This window comes from Litorivivens sp. (assembly GCF_041624475.1).
Taxonomy (GTDB): Bacteria; Pseudomonadota; Gammaproteobacteria; order Pseudomonadales; family Spongiibacteraceae; genus Litorivivens.
Genome location: NZ_JBFJUX010000002.1, coordinates 176,163 through 192,150, shown reverse-complemented (window position 1 = coordinate 192,150; position 15,988 = coordinate 176,163). Strand labels below are relative to the sequence as shown.

The 15,988-nt window shown below is 55.1% G+C and carries 17 protein-coding genes; 10 read left to right on the top strand and 7 right to left on the bottom strand.

All coding sequences use genetic code 11. The features are described 5' to 3' along the window. The first annotated feature begins 30 nt into the window (after positions 1 to 30). The 10 genes from ABY734_RS03585 to ABY734_RS03540 all read left to right on the top strand — a co-directional run bounded on the left by ABY734_RS03585 (position 31) and on the right by ABY734_RS03540 (position 11,015). On the top strand, positions 31 to 945 hold the full coding sequence (locus ABY734_RS03585; RefSeq protein WP_372777602.1) for an IclR family transcriptional regulator: 915 nt from the start codon (positions 31 to 33) through the stop codon (positions 943 to 945). Between the two features lie 32 nt (positions 946 to 977). After that, the gene (locus ABY734_RS03580) at positions 978 to 2,024 is read left to right on the top strand and encodes an AraC family transcriptional regulator ligand-binding domain-containing protein (RefSeq protein WP_372777601.1); all 1,047 of its coding nucleotides are present in this window, start codon (positions 978 to 980) and stop codon (positions 2,022 to 2,024) included. After that, the gene (locus tag ABY734_RS03575) at positions 2,021 to 2,788 is read left to right on the top strand and encodes a TrmH family RNA methyltransferase (RefSeq protein WP_372777600.1); all 768 of its coding nucleotides are present in this window, start codon (positions 2,021 to 2,023) and stop codon (positions 2,786 to 2,788) included. The genes ABY734_RS03580 and ABY734_RS03575 overlap by 4 nt, the downstream gene beginning before the upstream one ends. A 169-nt stretch (positions 2,789 to 2,957) precedes the next feature. Then, positions 2,958 to 4,349 (top strand): wax ester/triacylglycerol synthase family O-acyltransferase, encoded by a 1,392-nt coding sequence (locus ABY734_RS03570; protein ID WP_372777599.1) that lies wholly within the window; start codon positions 2,958 to 2,960, stop codon positions 4,347 to 4,349. Between the two features lie 41 nt (positions 4,350 to 4,390). Further along, positions 4,391 to 6,379: an SDR family oxidoreductase gene (locus ABY734_RS03565; RefSeq protein ID WP_372777598.1), complete on the top strand. Its 1,989-nt coding sequence runs from the start codon at positions 4,391 to 4,393 to the stop codon at positions 6,377 to 6,379. A 157-nt stretch (positions 6,380 to 6,536) separates the two neighbouring features. Then, entirely contained in the window at positions 6,537 to 7,628 is a 1,092-nt protein-coding gene (locus tag ABY734_RS03560; RefSeq protein ID WP_372777597.1) for an ABC transporter ATP-binding protein, read from the top strand. A gap of 1 nt (position 7,629) precedes the next feature. Continuing rightward, complete coding sequence (locus tag ABY734_RS03555) at positions 7,630 to 8,526, top strand: ABC transporter permease (RefSeq protein WP_372777596.1); 897 nt, start codon at positions 7,630 to 7,632, stop codon at positions 8,524 to 8,526. Continuing rightward, complete coding sequence (locus ABY734_RS03550; RefSeq protein WP_372777595.1) at positions 8,523 to 9,293, top strand: ABC transporter permease; 771 nt, start codon at positions 8,523 to 8,525, stop codon at positions 9,291 to 9,293. Before ABY734_RS03555 ends, ABY734_RS03550 begins: the two co-directional genes overlap by 4 nt. A 5-nt stretch (positions 9,294 to 9,298) precedes the next feature. Continuing rightward, positions 9,299 to 10,363 carry a PotD/PotF family extracellular solute-binding protein gene (locus ABY734_RS03545; protein WP_372777594.1) on the top strand — a complete coding sequence of 355 codons (1,065 nt, stop codon included), beginning with the start codon at positions 9,299 to 9,301 and terminating at the stop codon, positions 10,361 to 10,363. Positions 10,364 to 10,532: 169 nt separating this feature from the next. After that, the gene (locus tag ABY734_RS03540; protein WP_372777593.1) at positions 10,533 to 11,015 is read left to right on the top strand and encodes a hypothetical protein; all 483 of its coding nucleotides are present in this window, start codon (positions 10,533 to 10,535) and stop codon (positions 11,013 to 11,015) included. 79 nt (positions 11,016 to 11,094) lie between these two features. On the opposite strand, the gene ABY734_RS03535 is transcribed toward ABY734_RS03540, so the two are convergent. The 7 genes from ABY734_RS03535 to recR are packed head-to-tail and all read right to left on the bottom strand — an operon-like array spanning position 11,095 to position 15,978. Beyond that, positions 11,095 to 12,270, bottom strand: coding sequence for a VWA domain-containing protein (locus ABY734_RS03535; RefSeq protein ID WP_372777592.1), 1,176 nt, complete (start codon positions 12,268 to 12,270; stop codon positions 11,095 to 11,097). 6 nt (positions 12,271 to 12,276) lie between these two features. Beyond that, positions 12,277 to 13,125 (bottom strand): AAA family ATPase, encoded by an 849-nt coding sequence (locus ABY734_RS03530; protein WP_372777591.1) that lies wholly within the window; start codon positions 13,123 to 13,125, stop codon positions 12,277 to 12,279. A 20-nt stretch (positions 13,126 to 13,145) separates the two neighbouring features. Further along, a complete protein-coding gene (locus tag ABY734_RS03525; protein WP_372777590.1) occupies positions 13,146 to 13,580 on the bottom strand; it encodes a hypothetical protein in 435 nt (144 codons plus the stop codon). Between the two features lie 7 nt (positions 13,581 to 13,587). Next, the gene (locus ABY734_RS03520) at positions 13,588 to 14,025 is read right to left on the bottom strand and encodes a YcgN family cysteine cluster protein (protein ID WP_372777589.1); all 438 of its coding nucleotides are present in this window, start codon (positions 14,023 to 14,025) and stop codon (positions 13,588 to 13,590) included. 2 nt (positions 14,026 to 14,027) lie between these two features. Next, positions 14,028 to 14,282, bottom strand: a complete 255-nt coding sequence (locus ABY734_RS03515) for a YcgL domain-containing protein (protein WP_372777588.1) — start codon at positions 14,280 to 14,282, stop codon at positions 14,028 to 14,030. Continuing rightward, on the bottom strand, positions 14,279 to 15,379 hold the full coding sequence (gene rnd, locus ABY734_RS03510) for a ribonuclease D (RefSeq protein ID WP_372777587.1): 1,101 nt from the start codon (positions 15,377 to 15,379) through the stop codon (positions 14,279 to 14,281). The genes ABY734_RS03515 and rnd overlap by 4 nt, the downstream gene beginning before the upstream one ends. Further along, positions 15,376 to 15,978, bottom strand: coding sequence for a recombination mediator RecR (gene recR, locus ABY734_RS03505; RefSeq protein WP_372777586.1), 603 nt, complete (start codon positions 15,976 to 15,978; stop codon positions 15,376 to 15,378). The genes rnd and recR overlap by 4 nt, the downstream gene beginning before the upstream one ends. Positions 15,979 to 15,988 lie beyond the last annotated feature (10 nt).

Here is a 15,988-nt window from a genome sequence, read left to right as displayed (position 1 = left end):
TTTTTAGCCTATTTTCTTTGATTATCGATTATGGCTCTCTTCTCCAAACCCACTGCCCGCGCCCTGGCTATTCTGGATCTGTTGACCTCCAACCCGCAGGAAGCTTTCGGGCTTACCGAAATCACCCGCAAGCTCGGCCTTAACAAAGCCACCTGTCACGCCATATTGACGACGATGGCCCACTACGGCTTTCTGGTGCAGGATCAGCGCAGCAAGGCCTATCGCCTAGGGCCGAATATTGTCGCTGCGGGCAACGCCGCCTTTGCGCTGTTTCCGGTACTCGAATACGCTCGCCCCGAGCTCGAAACTCTCGCTCAAAAGCTGGGTATGGGCTGTGGGGCGGCGGGGCGTAGCGGTCGCAATCTGGTGCTGCTCGCCCACTACGGCAACTCCAACCCCATGCTGTCGCCCTATCAGCTGGGCATGAGATTACCCTTTATGGCACCGCTCGGGGCTAGCTTTATCGCCTGGTCCCCCGCGAAACAGCTGGAGCAGTGGCTTGAGGCCGGCCAACATCAACTTGGCAGGGGCATTGACGAGCAGCTTGATCAAAAACTGCGCATCTCAGTCATCGCCATTCGCGCCCGAGGCTTTGAGGTCACGCTGAAAACCGAAGCCGAAGAGACCCTCTTTGACGATCTGACCCAATTGAGAGGAACCTGGGATATCGATGCACTGGAACAGGTCACCGAGAAATATCAGAAATCCCTGCTCCAATCGCACTACCATCTTGATCGAATTGATCCTGGCACCCGCTACCCTGTGTGCAACATCACCGTGCCGGTATTTGGCTACGATCAACTGCCGGAACTGATGTTTTCCACCGGCACCATCACCCGCGACCTCAGCGGTCAGGAAATACTCGATATTGCCGAGCAGTTGAAAGCCGCCGCTGAGCGGGCCCGCCTCTCGGCCTCCCGCGCCTACAACCGCTCACAAACCTGAGGCAGGACGTGTCCTCAACTGCCAGAGACACGATGCCTATCAAGGCCTTCCGCTCCCTGCTGAGAGTGCTTGCCAATCACGGCTACAAGGTGGAGGAAGTATTGGCCGACCTTGAGCTCGAGGACTACAACGTCCTTACTCAGGAAGATCCCGCACTGACCAGTGTGCCCACCCGCGTCTACAGCCGGCTCTATCGGCAACTGATGATTCTGCTGCAGGATGAAGCCTTTGGCATGATGACGCCGGACCGGGCTCCGCCGGGCACTTTTCGCATGATGTGTCTGTATATTCTGGGCTGCAAAACCCTGCGTCAGGGTATTATTCGCAACGCGGAATTCCTCGACTATTGCGACCAGTTTCGCCAGGCCAATGCGCCTAGACGCGTCCCGATTACCGACGATCCGGAAACAGGTCACTGTCTTATCCGCTTTACGCCGCCAGCACAGCATGAAAAGAACACTGGCCACACTTCTCAGGCCTCGACCCTGTACATGATGTGGCGTCTGTTCAGCTGGTTCACGGGCAATCCGCTTACACCTGAGGAAGTTCACTTTGTCAGCGAAGACGAGCACTTGCTTCGGGAATACCAGTCGCTGTTTGGCGCACCAGTGCGCGGCGGTATGAAAGACTATGGGCTGATCCTGACTGAAGACCTGCTGGACAGTCCGCTGGTGCAAACCGAAAGTTCGCTGCAGGGTTTTCTGCGTTCTGCACCCTACCCCTTGATCAGTCGTAGCGATCCCGCAGACAATGACGCCTATCAGGAAAAGGTCAAAGCGATCTTCGCCCGCCATCTGGGCAGTGATGTCCCCTCGGCCCAGAAGATTGCCGAACATCTGAATATGTCGGTGCGCACCCTGCACCGTCATCTGCAGAAAGAAGGCACCAGTTACCAGTTCCTGAAAGATGAATTTCGCAAAGAGACTGCGCTCGCCTATATCAAGCGGCGTGAACTCAAGATCAACACCATTGCCTTATTGATGGGTTTTCAGGACAGCAGCGCTTTTCATCGCTCATTCAAAAAGTGGACTGGCCTGTCACCGGGACAGTACCGCCGCCAACTGGACAAAACACAGTGACCCAGCAGGATTCTGAACAGTACCTCGCCCGCAAACAGTTCTTCGAACAGATGCTGACTATCTACGGTCGAAAGCCGGTGCTGGAGGCCCTGCAGGACAAAACCCTGCCCGCCTATCGGCTGCACCTCGCTGACAGCAACCGCAAAGACGGGATTATTCGCGATATTCAGACTCTGGCCGAACAGCGTGATATTGAAACCCTGTTTCACTCGCGCGATGCCCTTGCCCGTATCTCCCGCAATGGCCGCCAGGATCAGGGCGTGGCTCTGGATATTACCCTGCCCGGCTATCGCGATATCGCAACCCTGCGTGACCCGCTACCTGAAAGCTTTCGGTTACTGGCTCTGGACCGGATTACCAACCCGCAGAACCTCGGCATGATTATTCGCAGCGTTGCCGCCAGTGGTATCAACGGTCTGCTGTTGCCCAAAAATGGCTGCGCCAGCCTTGGGCCGCTGGTTATAAAGGCCAGCGCCGGCACCCTGTTCAAGGCACCCATTTACTTCTGTCAGGAGCTGGAGCCATCTCTGACAAAACTGCAGCAGCGCGGCTGCCGTATCGCCACGCTATCCTCCCACGCCAAGGAGTCCCTGCTGGACTGGCAAGCCCCGGGGCCAACCGTGTATGTTCTGGGCAACGAAACGGAAGGGGTTTCCAAAACCATCGGTAAATTGAGCGACACCGCCCTGGCCATCCCCATGCACAATGGCGTTGAGTCACTCAACGTCGCCGTAACCGCCGCACTGATTGCGTTCAAACGCTGAGCCAGCAAGCTCGGAACCACCCGTCTATACTGGAAGAAGAAAAAGCCATTACTTACGAGAATAACGTTTATAAACTCATTGATTTGGGGAATGGAAACGCAATACCGTAGACTCAGCCACAGAAAGTCCGCAGTAAGTCGTTATCGATACTGAAAAAACTGGGGGTACTATGAGTAAGCTGTCCATGATGGACTTAGCATTCTTTTTGACGGAAACCGAGGCGAGCCCGAAACACGTCGGCGGCCTTATGATCTTCCGCAAACCCAAAAACGCCGGGCCGGACTTTGTCAAAGAGCTGTATACCGAACTCCTCACCACGACAGACCAAGTCAAACCGCCCTTCAATCAGGTTATTCACTTCGCGAAACTGGGCTTGCCGGAATGGCGCCGGGCGGAAAACTTTTCTCTGCACGACCATATTTTCTATCGCGAATTACCCGCCCCCGGAAACCGCCGTGCCCTTAACCGCCTCGCTGGTGAACTGCACACCCCGAAGATGGATCGCAGTCGACCGATGTGGGAATTCCACCTCCTCGACGGTATGGATGGCGATCGCTTCGCGGTCTACACCCGCTTGCACCACGCCTACGCCGACGGGGTGACGATTACTCGCTGGACGATTCGCAGCTTTTCCGAGTCGCCCCGAACAAAGAAAATCACCCCGGTGTGGTCAGTGCCGACAGAGCGCGAGCACCGCGAGCGCGAGCGACCTTCGGTGGGTAGCATCGTTCGCACCCTGTTCAGCAAAAGCCGCGATCAGCTGAAAATGATGGCGGGCTTATCAAAGCTCACCACCCAGTTGGTACTGGAACAGGTCAACCTCACCAAAAATGCGGTCGCGGTTCCCTTCACCTCCAAACACAAAACCGTGCTTAACGGGCAGGTTTCGGCGGGACGCCAAGTATCAACCGCCACAGTATCGATGGAACGAGTCAATCGGCTGCGAAAAATTACGCGCTCAACACTGAACCATGTCGCGCTGAGTTGTATTGATGGTGCCCTGCATCGCTATCTTGAAGAATGCGGCACCGATCTCGAGGAGCCCATTACGATTCAGATGCCGGTAAACCTTCGCACTGAAGGCGAGGAGGAAGGCGGTAACCGCATCGGCATTGTCCTGGTGGATCTGGCGCGAAAGACCCAAGACCCCTACGAACGCCTGCGTGAAATCGGTTTTACCTTGCGCAATGTGCGCTATCAGGTCGACGGCGTTGCGCCATCGTCGGTCATTGCCTATACGCTTACTCTGGGCGTGTTTGCACAACTGGCAGAACTGCTTAAACTCAGCGATGTATTGCCGCCGCTCGGCAATACACTCGTTTCCAATGTACCCGGCCCGCGCAACGCACTTTACCTTCGCGGTGCACGGCTTGAGGAAAGTTACCCGATCAGCGCATTGACTCCGGGCAACCATATGAATATCACGCTCTACAGTTACGACAGGCACCTGCATTTTGGTCTTGTGGCATCCCATGCCCTTCCAAATCTGGACAAACTCGGTGGTTACATTCACGATGCCTTTATCGAGCTGGAGCAGGCAGTCGACCTGAGCAACGCATAACTAAATAAAACAAATAACGCTTTTTAATCGAGGAGCAAGGCATGAACTACTTTGTCACTGGCGGAACAGGTTTTATTGGACGCTTTCTTATCCAGAACCTCTGCAAGCGCGACGGCACCATCTATGTGTTGGTTAGAAAAAGCTCCAAACACAAGATTCAAACGTTAATAGAACAGTGTGGCGTCGATAAGGATAAAATCGTCGGCATTACCGGCGACCTTTCCAAGAAACGCCTCGGTGTTTCCGCCAAGGACATGAAAGCTCTTACCGGCAAGATCGATCACTTCTACCACCTCGGTGCCATTTACGATTTGAAAGCTGACGCCGAAAGTCAGGAGTTAACCAACGTCGAAGGCACCCGCAATGCGGTAACCTGCGCCGAACAACTGCAGGCAAAATGCTTCCATCTGGCCAGTTCTATTGCCGCCGCCGGTCTCTATCGCGGCACCTTCCGCGAAGACATGTTTGACGAAGCCGAGGGCCTCAAGCACCCCTACTTCCGCACCAAGCACGTGAGCGAAGGCATTGTACGCAAGGAGTGCTCCATTCCCTGGCGCGTGTACCGGCCTGCCATGGTGGTGGGACATTCCAAAACCGGTGAAATGGATAAAATCGACGGCCCCTATTACTTCTTCAAGGTACTGCAGAAATTCCGCCGTATGCTGCCCCCCTGGGTTTCGCTGATCGGTATTGAAGGCGGCCAGATGAATATCGTGCCGGTAGATTACGTTGCCGACGCCATCGATCACATCTCTCACAAGCCCAAGCTCGATAACACCTGTTTTCACCTGACCGACCCCAACTCTAAACGGGTGGGCGAAGTGCTGAATATTTTCGCCGAAGCAGGTCATGCGCCGCGCATGGCACTGCGCATCGACACCCGCATGTTTGCCTTTATTCCGGACAGCATCCGCGGCATGCTGTCCAATCTCCCTCCCATCAAACGCATTATGCAGGCAGTACTGGGCGACTTTGGCATCCCGGCCGATGCCCTTAAGTTTGCCAACATGCCGACACGCTACGACACCCGCGAAACCGAGCGTGCTTTAAAAGGCAGCGGCATTAAACTGCCGGAGTTGGAAGAATACGCGCCCGCAATCTGGGATTACTGGGAACGTAAACTGGACCCGGACCTGTTCAAGGATCGCACCCTGAAAGGTAACGTTGCGGGTAAAATTGTGGTTATCACTGGGGCCTCATCCGGTATCGGTAAGGCAGCTGCCCTGCAGTTGGCAGAAGCTGGCGCCCAGGTTGTACTGGTCGCCCGCAGCATTGAGAAACTGGAAGAAACCCAGAAAGAAATCAAGGCCGGGGGCGGCGTGTCGTTTGCCTACCCCTGCGATGTTTCTGATATGGAATCCTGCGACAAGCTGGTAGAAACTGTGCTGAAAAACCACGGCCACGTTGATGTATTGATCAACAACGCCGGTCGCTCGATCCGCCGCTCTCTGGAGCTGACATTTGATCGCTTCCACGACTTTGAACGCACCATGCAACTCAATTACTTCGGTGCTATCCGCCTGGTAATGGGCTTTGCCCCGGCCATGCTTGAGCGGCGCCAGGGTCATGTCATCAATATTTCGTCCATTGCGGTTATCGTGGGCACCTCGCCCCGGTTCTCCGCTTACGCTGCTTCCAAGTCGGCTCTCGATGCCTTCTCGCGCAGCGCTGCGGCCGAGTTTTCAGACCGCAACATTGCCTTCACCACCATCAACATGCCGCTGGTGCGCACCCCGATGATCGGTCCCACCTCGATCTACCAGGCCGTTCCGACGCTGACACCGGAAGAAGCGGCAAACATGATTGGCGAGGCCATCGTCAAGCGGCCCAAGCGCATCGCGACGCCGCTGGGTATCACCATGCAGGTGCTGAATGCGATTATGCCCAAGGCCACCGAGATCATTATGAATATGGTCTTCAAAACCTTCCCGGATTCCTCCGCAGCCAAAGGCGCCGAAGGCGAAGCGAAAACCGAAGCCTCCGCAGAACAGGTAGCACTGGCAGCCGTGCTGAAGGGTATACACGTCTGACGGACTGGGCCGCCCTCGGGCGGCCCGTTCTCTACTCCCCCCCTTAAAAACTATTTTCATTTTTTTTGATCAGGGGTATTGACGCCGGACACACTTAGCCCGACATTAGCGCCGTTTTTATCGCCCCCGGTTTTGGCCACAGGAGAGTCTGCCAGGCGTGTTGGAGATCCGTAACGTATCACGCCGGTTCGGCGACTTTCAGGCACTCAATGAGGTCAGTCTTCAGGTACAGGCTGGGGAATTCTTTACCCTGCTTGGCCCGTCCGGCTGCGGCAAAACAACCCTGCTGCGCTCAATTGCCGGCTTCGACACCCCGGACTCGGGTGACATCCTGCTGGATGGCAAATCCCTGATCGCGCTGCCCCCGGAAAAGCGTCCGGTACATACGGTTTTTCAGAGCTACGCCCTGTTTCCCCACATGACGGTGGCGGACAATATCGCCTTCCCGCTGCGACTCAGCGGCGTGGGCAAAACGGAAATCGAACGGCGCGTTCACGAAGTGCTGGACGACGTTCGCCTGCCCGACAAAGCCCGACACTACCCGGAAGAGCTGTCAGGCGGCCAGCGTCAGCGCATCGCCATTGCCCGAGCACTGGTCAACCGCCCCCGCCTGCTACTGCTGGATGAGCCCCTTTCGGCTCTGGATGCCAAACTACGCGAACAGATGCAGATTGAGCTGATCAACCTGCAGAAGGAAGTCGGGATCACCTTTGTCTACGTTACCCACGATCAGGGCGAAGCTCTGGCCCTGTCGCACCGCATCGCGGTCATGAACAAGGGAGAAGTCAGCCAGATTGACGAACCTTCACAGCTTTACAGCAGCCCAAAAAATCGTTTCGTCGCAGACTTTATCGGTCAGTGCAATCTGATCGAGGGCAAGGTTGTGAGCAGCGGTACAGCCACCACTCGCATAGCTATCGAAGGCCTCGGTGAATTGAGCGTGCAGAGCAATCCGGCCATTGATTTCACGCCCGGCGACGACTGCGCCCTGACCTTACGCCCGGAAAAAATCCGGCTGGCAAAAAACGTGGCCCCGACCAGCGACGAAGTGCATTTTCCGGGCACTGTACACGACATGCTGTATCTGGGCGATGTGACCGTCTACATCATCGAAGTCAATCGCGACGGCACCCCGGTGCTGATTGAGGCACTACTCGCCAACAGTGCGCCAGGCCGCGCACGCCTGTTGGATACCGGCGACGCGGTAGAAATCTGTTGGCCGCACGACGCCGGCCATCTGGTTCGCTGACATGAGTCGTTTTCAGGAAAAAGGGGCCAGATTTCTGCTGACGCTGCCCCCGGCGGCTTACCTGCTGCTGTTTTTTCTGTTGCCCGGCCTGATGATGCTGCTGGCGTCGTTCCGCTTTCCCGGCGACTACGGGGGGCTTGCGCCCTGGTATTATCTGGAGGAAGGTTCCCTTACCTTTGACCTGACCCTAGAAAACTGGGCGCGCCTGTTTGAAAGCACGCTTTATCTTCAGCTGCTGCTCAAGTCTCTCCTGTTTGCGCTGCTGACAACGGCCGTCTGCGCACTGCTGGCCTACCCGCTGGCGCTGACCATTGCCGCCAGTCCCAAACGGCATCGCGAACTTCTGATACTGCTGGTGATACTCCCCTTCTGGAGCAACTTTCTGGTGCGCATTTATGCGTGGATGATTATCTTCAGCCCCCAGGGCGCGTTAACCGAAGGACTGAACCAGATCACGGCCCTTCTCGGCCTTGAGCCAGTCAACCTGATGTTCAGCAGTGTCGCGGTGATCACCTGCCTGGTCTACGTTCACCTGCCCTTTATGGTGTTGCCACTCTACGCCAATCTGGAAAAACACGACCCGGCCCTGCTCGACGCAGCGCAGGATCTTGGTGCCAGTCGCGCCCAGCGCTTCTGGAAGGTCACCTGGCCACTGAGCCTGCCCGGCCTTTACGCCGGCGCTGTGCTCGTCTTTATCCCAACCCTGGGTATCTTCGCCATACCTGACCTGTTGGGAGGCACCAATGGCATTATGATTGGCAATGTGATCAAACAGCAGTTTGTGGAAAGCCGCGACTGGCCCTTCGGCAGCGTGTTGTCATTGGTGCTGACCGGTATCACCCTGCTTCTGGTTGTAATTGCCGGGCGCCTTGGCCGGACACCGGGTGCGCTGACATGAGCCGCCGAAACCCCTTTGTTACAGCCGCTGCAGTGGCTGTCTACGCCTTTCTCTACATACCGCTGATTGTGGTGGCGATCTTTTCCTTTAACGACTCCCGCCTGAACGCCGAATGGGTTGGCTTTACCCTGAAGTGGTACCGACAACTGCTCGAAAACGATGCCATGCTGCAGGCAGCGACGAATTCTCTGATCATTGCTACCTGCGCGGCTATCGTCGCTGGTGTGCTCGGTACACTGGCGGGCGTCGCCCTGCATCGCTTTCGCCAGAAATGGCTGACCGCATTGGTCCTCGGCCCGGTGGCCATGCCCGACATTCTGATTGGTGTCAGCCTGCTGCTGACCTTTATGCTGATGAACATCAGTCTCGGCATGATGTCCATCATCCTTGCCCACGTAACATTCTGTATCGGCTTTGTTGCGATGGCGGTGCAATCGCGAATGGCCGGCATGGATGACACCTTGCTGGAAGCAGCTCGCGATCTTGGCGCCTCGCCCTGGCAGAGCTTTCGTTTAATCACCCTGCCACTGCTGATGCCCGGTATTGTCGCTGGCATGATGATGGCTTTTACTTTGTCTATCGACGACTTCGTCGTCACCTTTTTTACCGCCGGTGTCGGCAGCTCAACTTTACCCTTGGAGATCTACTCCATGGTCAAGATCGCTGTTACACCGGAGGTTAATGCGATTTCAACCTTGCTGATGTTGCTGACGCTGGTGTTGATTACTGTGCTTTCGCGCTTTTCACCGCAAACCCTTCGGAGCTGAACGCCATGAAGAAACTCGTAACTGCTGTGGTATTGAGCCTTGCTGCGGTGTCGTCCGCGCAAGCCCAGAAAACGCTGAACCTGTTTAACTGGAACGACTACATAGCCGACGAGACGGTCACCCGTTTCGAGCAGCAATGTAACTGTAAAGTGGTGCAGGACTACTTTTCCTCTACCGAGGAAATGATGGCCAAACTGCTCGCCGGCGGCGGTGACTATGACGTTGTCATTCCCACCCAGAATGCTGTCGAAGCACTGATCAAGCAAGGCTTTTTGATGCCATTGGATAAAACCAAGCTCGGCAATGTGAAAAATATGGCGCCCGGCTTTATGAGTCGCAGCTACGACCCGGGCAATCAGTACAGCCTGCCCTACGCCTTTACCACCACGCTGATCGGCTATAACGAAAACCGGCTGCAGGAGCTGGGCCTCGATCCGGCAGACTGGCGAATCATTTTCGACCCGGAAGTACTGGCCAAACTCAAGGGCAAGGTCACCGTGATGGATGATTCGGAAGAACTGATCGCCGCGGCGATGAAGTACCTCGGCTACTCCGTCAATGACACCAATGAACAGCACCTGAAAGAAGCCCAGGCGGTGATTCTGAAAGCCAAGCCCTATTGGGCCGCCTTCAACTCCTCCAGTTATATCAAGGAGCTGACCGTCGGCAACATCTGGGTAGCGCACGGTTATTCCAGTGATATGTTTCAGGCCCGCAGTGACGCCAGAGAAGCCGGTCGCCCCTTCAGTATTGGTTTTTCGATTCCCAAGCAGGGAGCTGTTCTTGCTCTGGATAACATGGTCATACCGAAAAAGGCTCGCAGCCCCGAGCTGGCCCATCAGTTCATCAACTTCATGATGGCCCCGGAAAATGCCGCCGAGCTCAGTAACATCGTCGGCACCGGCAACCCCAATGCCGCGGCCAAGGATCTGATCGAACCCGAGATTCTCGCGATCAATGCGATATTCCCGAGTGACCCGCAATTGGAAACCCTGGAAACAATTTCGGCCCGCAATTCCAAGGAGCGCCGTTTTACCAGTCGCCTGTGGACCGAAATTAAGGTGCGTTAATCGTCAAAATTCACACCCCAGCGAAGTGAACGCACATGCGTTTCGTGTGCGCCTTCGCATTTTTTTATACTGCTGCAAGCCTCTGCGGCAAATTACCGGCATCGGATTTGAGTTAGCTTCTCCCTCCCACTAGTTTCAGTTAGCAACGAAACTTAAGGAGGAGAGAAGCATGAACTACTCAAAAGCTCTGTTAACTGCTGCAGGTATTACCTTGTTTTCTTCAACGGCTTTCGCCGTTGACTGCAACGAGCCGGAAATGCCGAACGTACCCGAAGGCGATACCGCGACCCAGTCGCAAATGGATCAGGCAAAGGCTGAGGTCAGTGATTTCGCTCAGGAAAGTGAAGCTTATATGGAATGCCTTAGCGACAAGGCCGCCAATGCAACCGCCGATGAGCGCCGGCAAATCAGCAATATGTATGACGACATGTTGAGGAATGTTGACGAGGCAACGGCTGATATGCAGCAAGCTGCCAGCGAATTTCAACAGCGGGTAGCGACCAATATGCGAGAAGCTGATGCGGCTACTCAGGACGAACAGGACGCGATCGCCGAGATGTATAACGACATCGTGGATCAGATGCGCACCGCATCCAATGACGTGAAAGAAGCCTGGCAGGACTACCAGGACGAAACCGAGGAAGCAGAATAAGCTGAATGAATAATTCGCTTATCCCAGCAAAAGCCTGCCTAACAAAGGGCAGGCTTTTTCTTTACGAAATTATATTAATTTACTTGGCCAGATAAGCCATCGCATCCTCGAGTCCTTTTAGAGTCAGAGGATACATATGCCCTTCCATTTGACGGTAGGCCAGATCGATGGACTGGGTCCAACCCCACTCATCCTGTGGAACCGGATTGATCCAGGCCACCTTGTCATAGGTCGACTTCACCCGATCAACCCATACCTCACCGGCCTCGTCGTTCCAATGTTCAACACTGCCGCCGGGCTGGAGGATTTCGTAAGGGGACATAGACGCATCCCCAACAAAGATCACCTTATAGTCAGCGCTGTACTTGTGCAGGATATCCAAGGTTGGCGTGCGTTCCGCGTGGCGGCGAATATTGTTCTTCCACACGGATTCGTAGAGATAGTTGTGGAAGTAAAAATACTCCAGATGCTTGAACTCGGTACGCGCAGCGGAAAACAGCTCTTCACAGGTTTTAACGTAGGGGTCCATGGAGCCGCCCACGTCAAAAAACAGCAGAACTTTTACCGCGTTGTGTCGCTCAGGCACCATTTTGATATCCAGCAGCCCCGCATTGCGTGCAGTTGAGCTGATCGTATCATCCATATCCAGCTCGTCGGCGGCGCCGGTGCGAGCAAACTTGCGGAGCCGCCGCAGCGCTATTTTGATATTACGGGTACCAAGTTCAACGCTGTCATCCAAGTTTTTGAAATCGCGTTTTTCCCAGACTTTTACGGCTTTTTTGTTTTTGCTTTCGCCACCGACACGAATGCCTTCCGGATGGTAACCGCTGTGTCCGAAGGGAGAAGTGCCACCGGTACCAATCCACTTATTACCGCCTTCGTGGCGCTCTTTCTGCTCTTCGAGACGTTTTTTAAACTCGTCAATCAGTTTATCCAGACCGCCGAGAGATTCGATCTTTGCCTTTTCTTCGTCGGTGAGCTGTTTGAGAAACTCGGTGCGCAGCCAGTCATCCGGAATCATGGCCTCGATGACGTCATCCAGGGTTTCGAGATCCCGAAAATAGCGGCCGAAGGCCAGATCAAAACGATCGTAGTACTTCTCGTCCTTAACCAGACAGAGACGCGCCAAATGATAGAAATCGTCGATGTTGGCAAAGACGAGTCTGGCCTTTAAGGCGGATATCAGGTCCAGCAGCTCGCGGATGCTGACCGGCACTCCGGTCTCTTTCAGCGTGTAGAAAAAACTAACAAGCATAAGCGATTAACCACGGCTCTCGCGACGGTGCATAAAGGCAAGGCGCTCAAGCAGATGGACATCCTGCTCATTTTTCAGCAGTGCGCCATACAGCGGCGGAATAGCCTTGCTGCTGTCGCGGTTTTTCAGAATTTCTTCAGGCACATCGTCCGCCATCAACAGTTTGAGCCAGTCAATAAGCTCAGAGGTAGACGGCTTTTTCTTCAGGCCCGGAATGCTGCGCACATCGAAGAATACTTCCAGCGCCTCACTGACCAGCGACTGCTTCGCGTCCGGATGATGTACCGCCACGATTTTTTGCATGGTTTCCCGGTCGGGGAAGTTGATAAAGTGGAAAAAACAGCGACGCAAAAAAGCGTCCGGCAACTCTTTTTCATTGTTACTGGTAATAATGATGATCGGACGGTGCTTGGCTTTGACGGTTTCCCCCGTTTCATAGACGTGGAACTCCATCCTATCAAGCTCTACCAGCAGGTCATTGGGAAATTCAATATCCGCCTTATCGATTTCATCGATCAGCAATACCACTTGCTCGTCTGCTGCGAAGGCTTCCCACAGCTTGCCGCGCTTGATGTAGTTACTGATATCATGGACTTTATCGTCGCCAAGTTGTGAATCGCGCAGTCGTGAAACCGCATCATATTCGTAGAGCCCCTGTTGGGCTTTAGTGGTGGACTTGATATGCCACTGTAATAACCGCTTGCCCAGGCCTTTGGCCACTTCTTCCGCCAGCATGGTTTTGCCGGTACCCGGCTCACCCTTGATCAACAGCGGTCGCTGCAGGGTAACGGCTGAATCCACCGCCAGTCTCAGGTCATCCGTGGCCACATAATTTTCTGTGCCTTCAAACTTCATAGTTGCTTCCTTTTACTCTATCAATCTGTATGCAGCGTGCCTTCGGCACCGTCGCCGCTATTCACATCAGGCTCTTTGCTCTGACTATCAGCTTGTGAAACCGCCGCCCGGCTGCGCTGGCGCTTGGCTATAAATCTGGCGACAACCAGCCCGAGCACCAATGCAATCACCCAGGTGCCAACGAGGATATTCATAGCTTTGATGGCGGCCACGGTGTTGCCTATAAATGCGCCGAGTAAAACCACGACCAGCGCCGGCACCAGTATCTCATTGCTGTCTTCATGCACGATAGGCAACAACAGCGACGCTATCGCAACAAAGCGAATAACGGTTCTGAGGTAGACATTGCCGATAACCCGGGTCCAGAGCCATCCGATAATAATCAGGACTGTGCAGGCGCCTATATAGGAGGCCCACGCGGTCAGATATTCCTGCTGTTCGATCAACGGTTCCATAAGCTTATCAATTCACCCAGTGCACGATGTGCTCTTCCAAGCCGTCGGGATGCACATGGCGCTCACTAACGCACAAGCCCATAATGGAGTGCCCGTCTTCATGCACCCGGTTTCTGTCGCCACACACCAAATGGTGCCAGGCAGGCAGCCCGCGGCCGTCCTGCAAACGTCGATAGGAACAGCTGGACGGCAACCACTGCAGATTATCCACGTCATTTGGCGTCAATTTGACACAGGTCGGCTCTTTTTTGAGGCGGTCAGCGTAATCGCTACACCGACAGGTTTCAATATCGAGCAACTGGCAGGCAACCCGGGTATAGTAAATATCCCCGGTGTCCTCATCTTCGAGCTTGTGCAGGCAACACTTGCCGCAGCCGTCGCAGAGCGATTCCCACTCGGCGCTGGTCATCTCATTCAGGGTTTTGGTTTCCCAAAATTTATCCATTCTCAGCTTTTGGCCTCAAAGGTAGACGGCGGCATTTGCAGGAAAAAGCCCTGCTCGCCTATAGCTTCCAGTACTTTCGGCGCCTCCGCGCGAGCCAGCTTGCGCTCGGGCGTCAGCAGCAGTGTCATCGCAAGTTCTGCCTCACCGAACTGTTTGAGCAAGGGCTCCGGCACCCTTTCCAGGCCTTCACGCTTGTCCACGTAAAGGTACATGCCCTCTTTTTTAGGGCTCCGATAAATACTGACAATAACTTTCATGCTTCGCCCTTTTCGAATACGTCGTTCAAAATCGACGCCAATACTGCGCTGCGCCAACCTTCACTCTCATTTGGCAGGGCCTGCAAACGCACCGTTTCTTCCAATACTTTCTTGCTCATCAGCACATCACGGGAGATTTCTAATGCCTCGCTGATCTCATCGATCCGCTTTTTCAGTGCTTTGGCCTGCTCCCGCTGTTCTCCGGCTGGCGGCGGCGGCAGGCGCTCGGCCTCGCTCAGTGCCGGCGCATTACGAATCGCTTCACAGATGGCCTCTCCAAAACGGCGCACAATAGAAGGGTTCATGCCCTTGAGCCGCGCCAGATCCGCAGGGCTCTCCGGCTGTCGCCGGACAATGTCGATACACATCGCATCCTTCACAATACGTCCACGAGGCACGTTGCGTTCTCTGGCCTCAGTTTCGCGCCAATTGCACAGCGCTTTGAGTCGAGCCTGCTCCTGAGGCGACAGTTTCCAGGCAGATTTAACCCGCTGATAGTATCGCTCCGGTGGCAGGGCGACAGATGAACGCACCTGGCGATCACCTTCTTCAAGCCACCATTTAAAACGGCCTTGCTTTTCAAGGCGTGCTTGCAGGCTGCGATAAACCGGCAGCAGGTGAACCACGTCGAGGGCCGCATACAGGCACTGACTCTCGCTCAAGGGACGCTGCAGCCAGTCAGAGCGGGTCTCCCCCTTATCGACCTCTTCCCCCAGAATTTCAGCCACCAGACGCTGGTAACCCATACCGCTGTCGAGCCCTGCCAGCGCCGCACCAACCTGGGTATCAAGCAGGGGCTCCGGCACCAGGCCGAGCAGGCGCTGAAAAACCTCCATATCTTCACTGACCGAGTGCATCACTTTGTATACGCTTGGGTCGGTCAGCAACGCGTTCAGGGGCTGCCAGTTGCCAATCGCCAATGGGTCGACCAGATAAACCTTAACGCCATCAGAGAGCTGCAACAGCGCCGGTATCGGGTAGAAGGTATCGGTGCGCATAAATTCAGTATCGACAGCAATAACTGCTGCGTCGGCCAAGGCGACACTCATATCAGCCAGCGCTGAATCGCTGTCGATAAATTCGTAAAGAACCGTCATTGAACCGCCCGCCGGCCACTGAGGGCATGGGCCAAGGTGCCACTGTCGACGTATTCCAATTCCCCCCCCAGCGGCACCCCGTGCGCAATGCGGGATACTTTCACGCCCATCTCGCGCAGTTGCTCGGCGATATAGTAGGCAGTGGCTTCGCCTTCAACGGTGGGGTTGGTAGCGAGAATCAACTCGCCGATCTGCAATGCCTGAGCACGCTCGATCAGGCGATCAATACCGATGTCCTCGGGGCCGATACCGTCGATCGGAGAGAGATGCCCCATCAATACAAAATACTGCCCGTTGTAACCACCCGCCTGCTCAAAAGCGATCACATCCGCCGGTGACTCGACAACGCATAATGTTGATCTGTCCCGCTTTTCGCTGGCACAGAGATGGCAAACCGGCTGCTCGGTAAGACAACGGCAGTGCTGGCACTGCCCAATATGACTGACCGCTTTTTCAAGCGCAGCACTGAGTGCCAGCGCACCCTCGCGTTTGTGCTGCAGCAGATTGAAGGCCATTCGCTGGGCCGACTTGCGCCCCACACCCTGTAACACACGCAGGGCCTCAATCAGTTCTTCAATCAGGGGGCTGTAGTGACTCATTGAAAGCGAC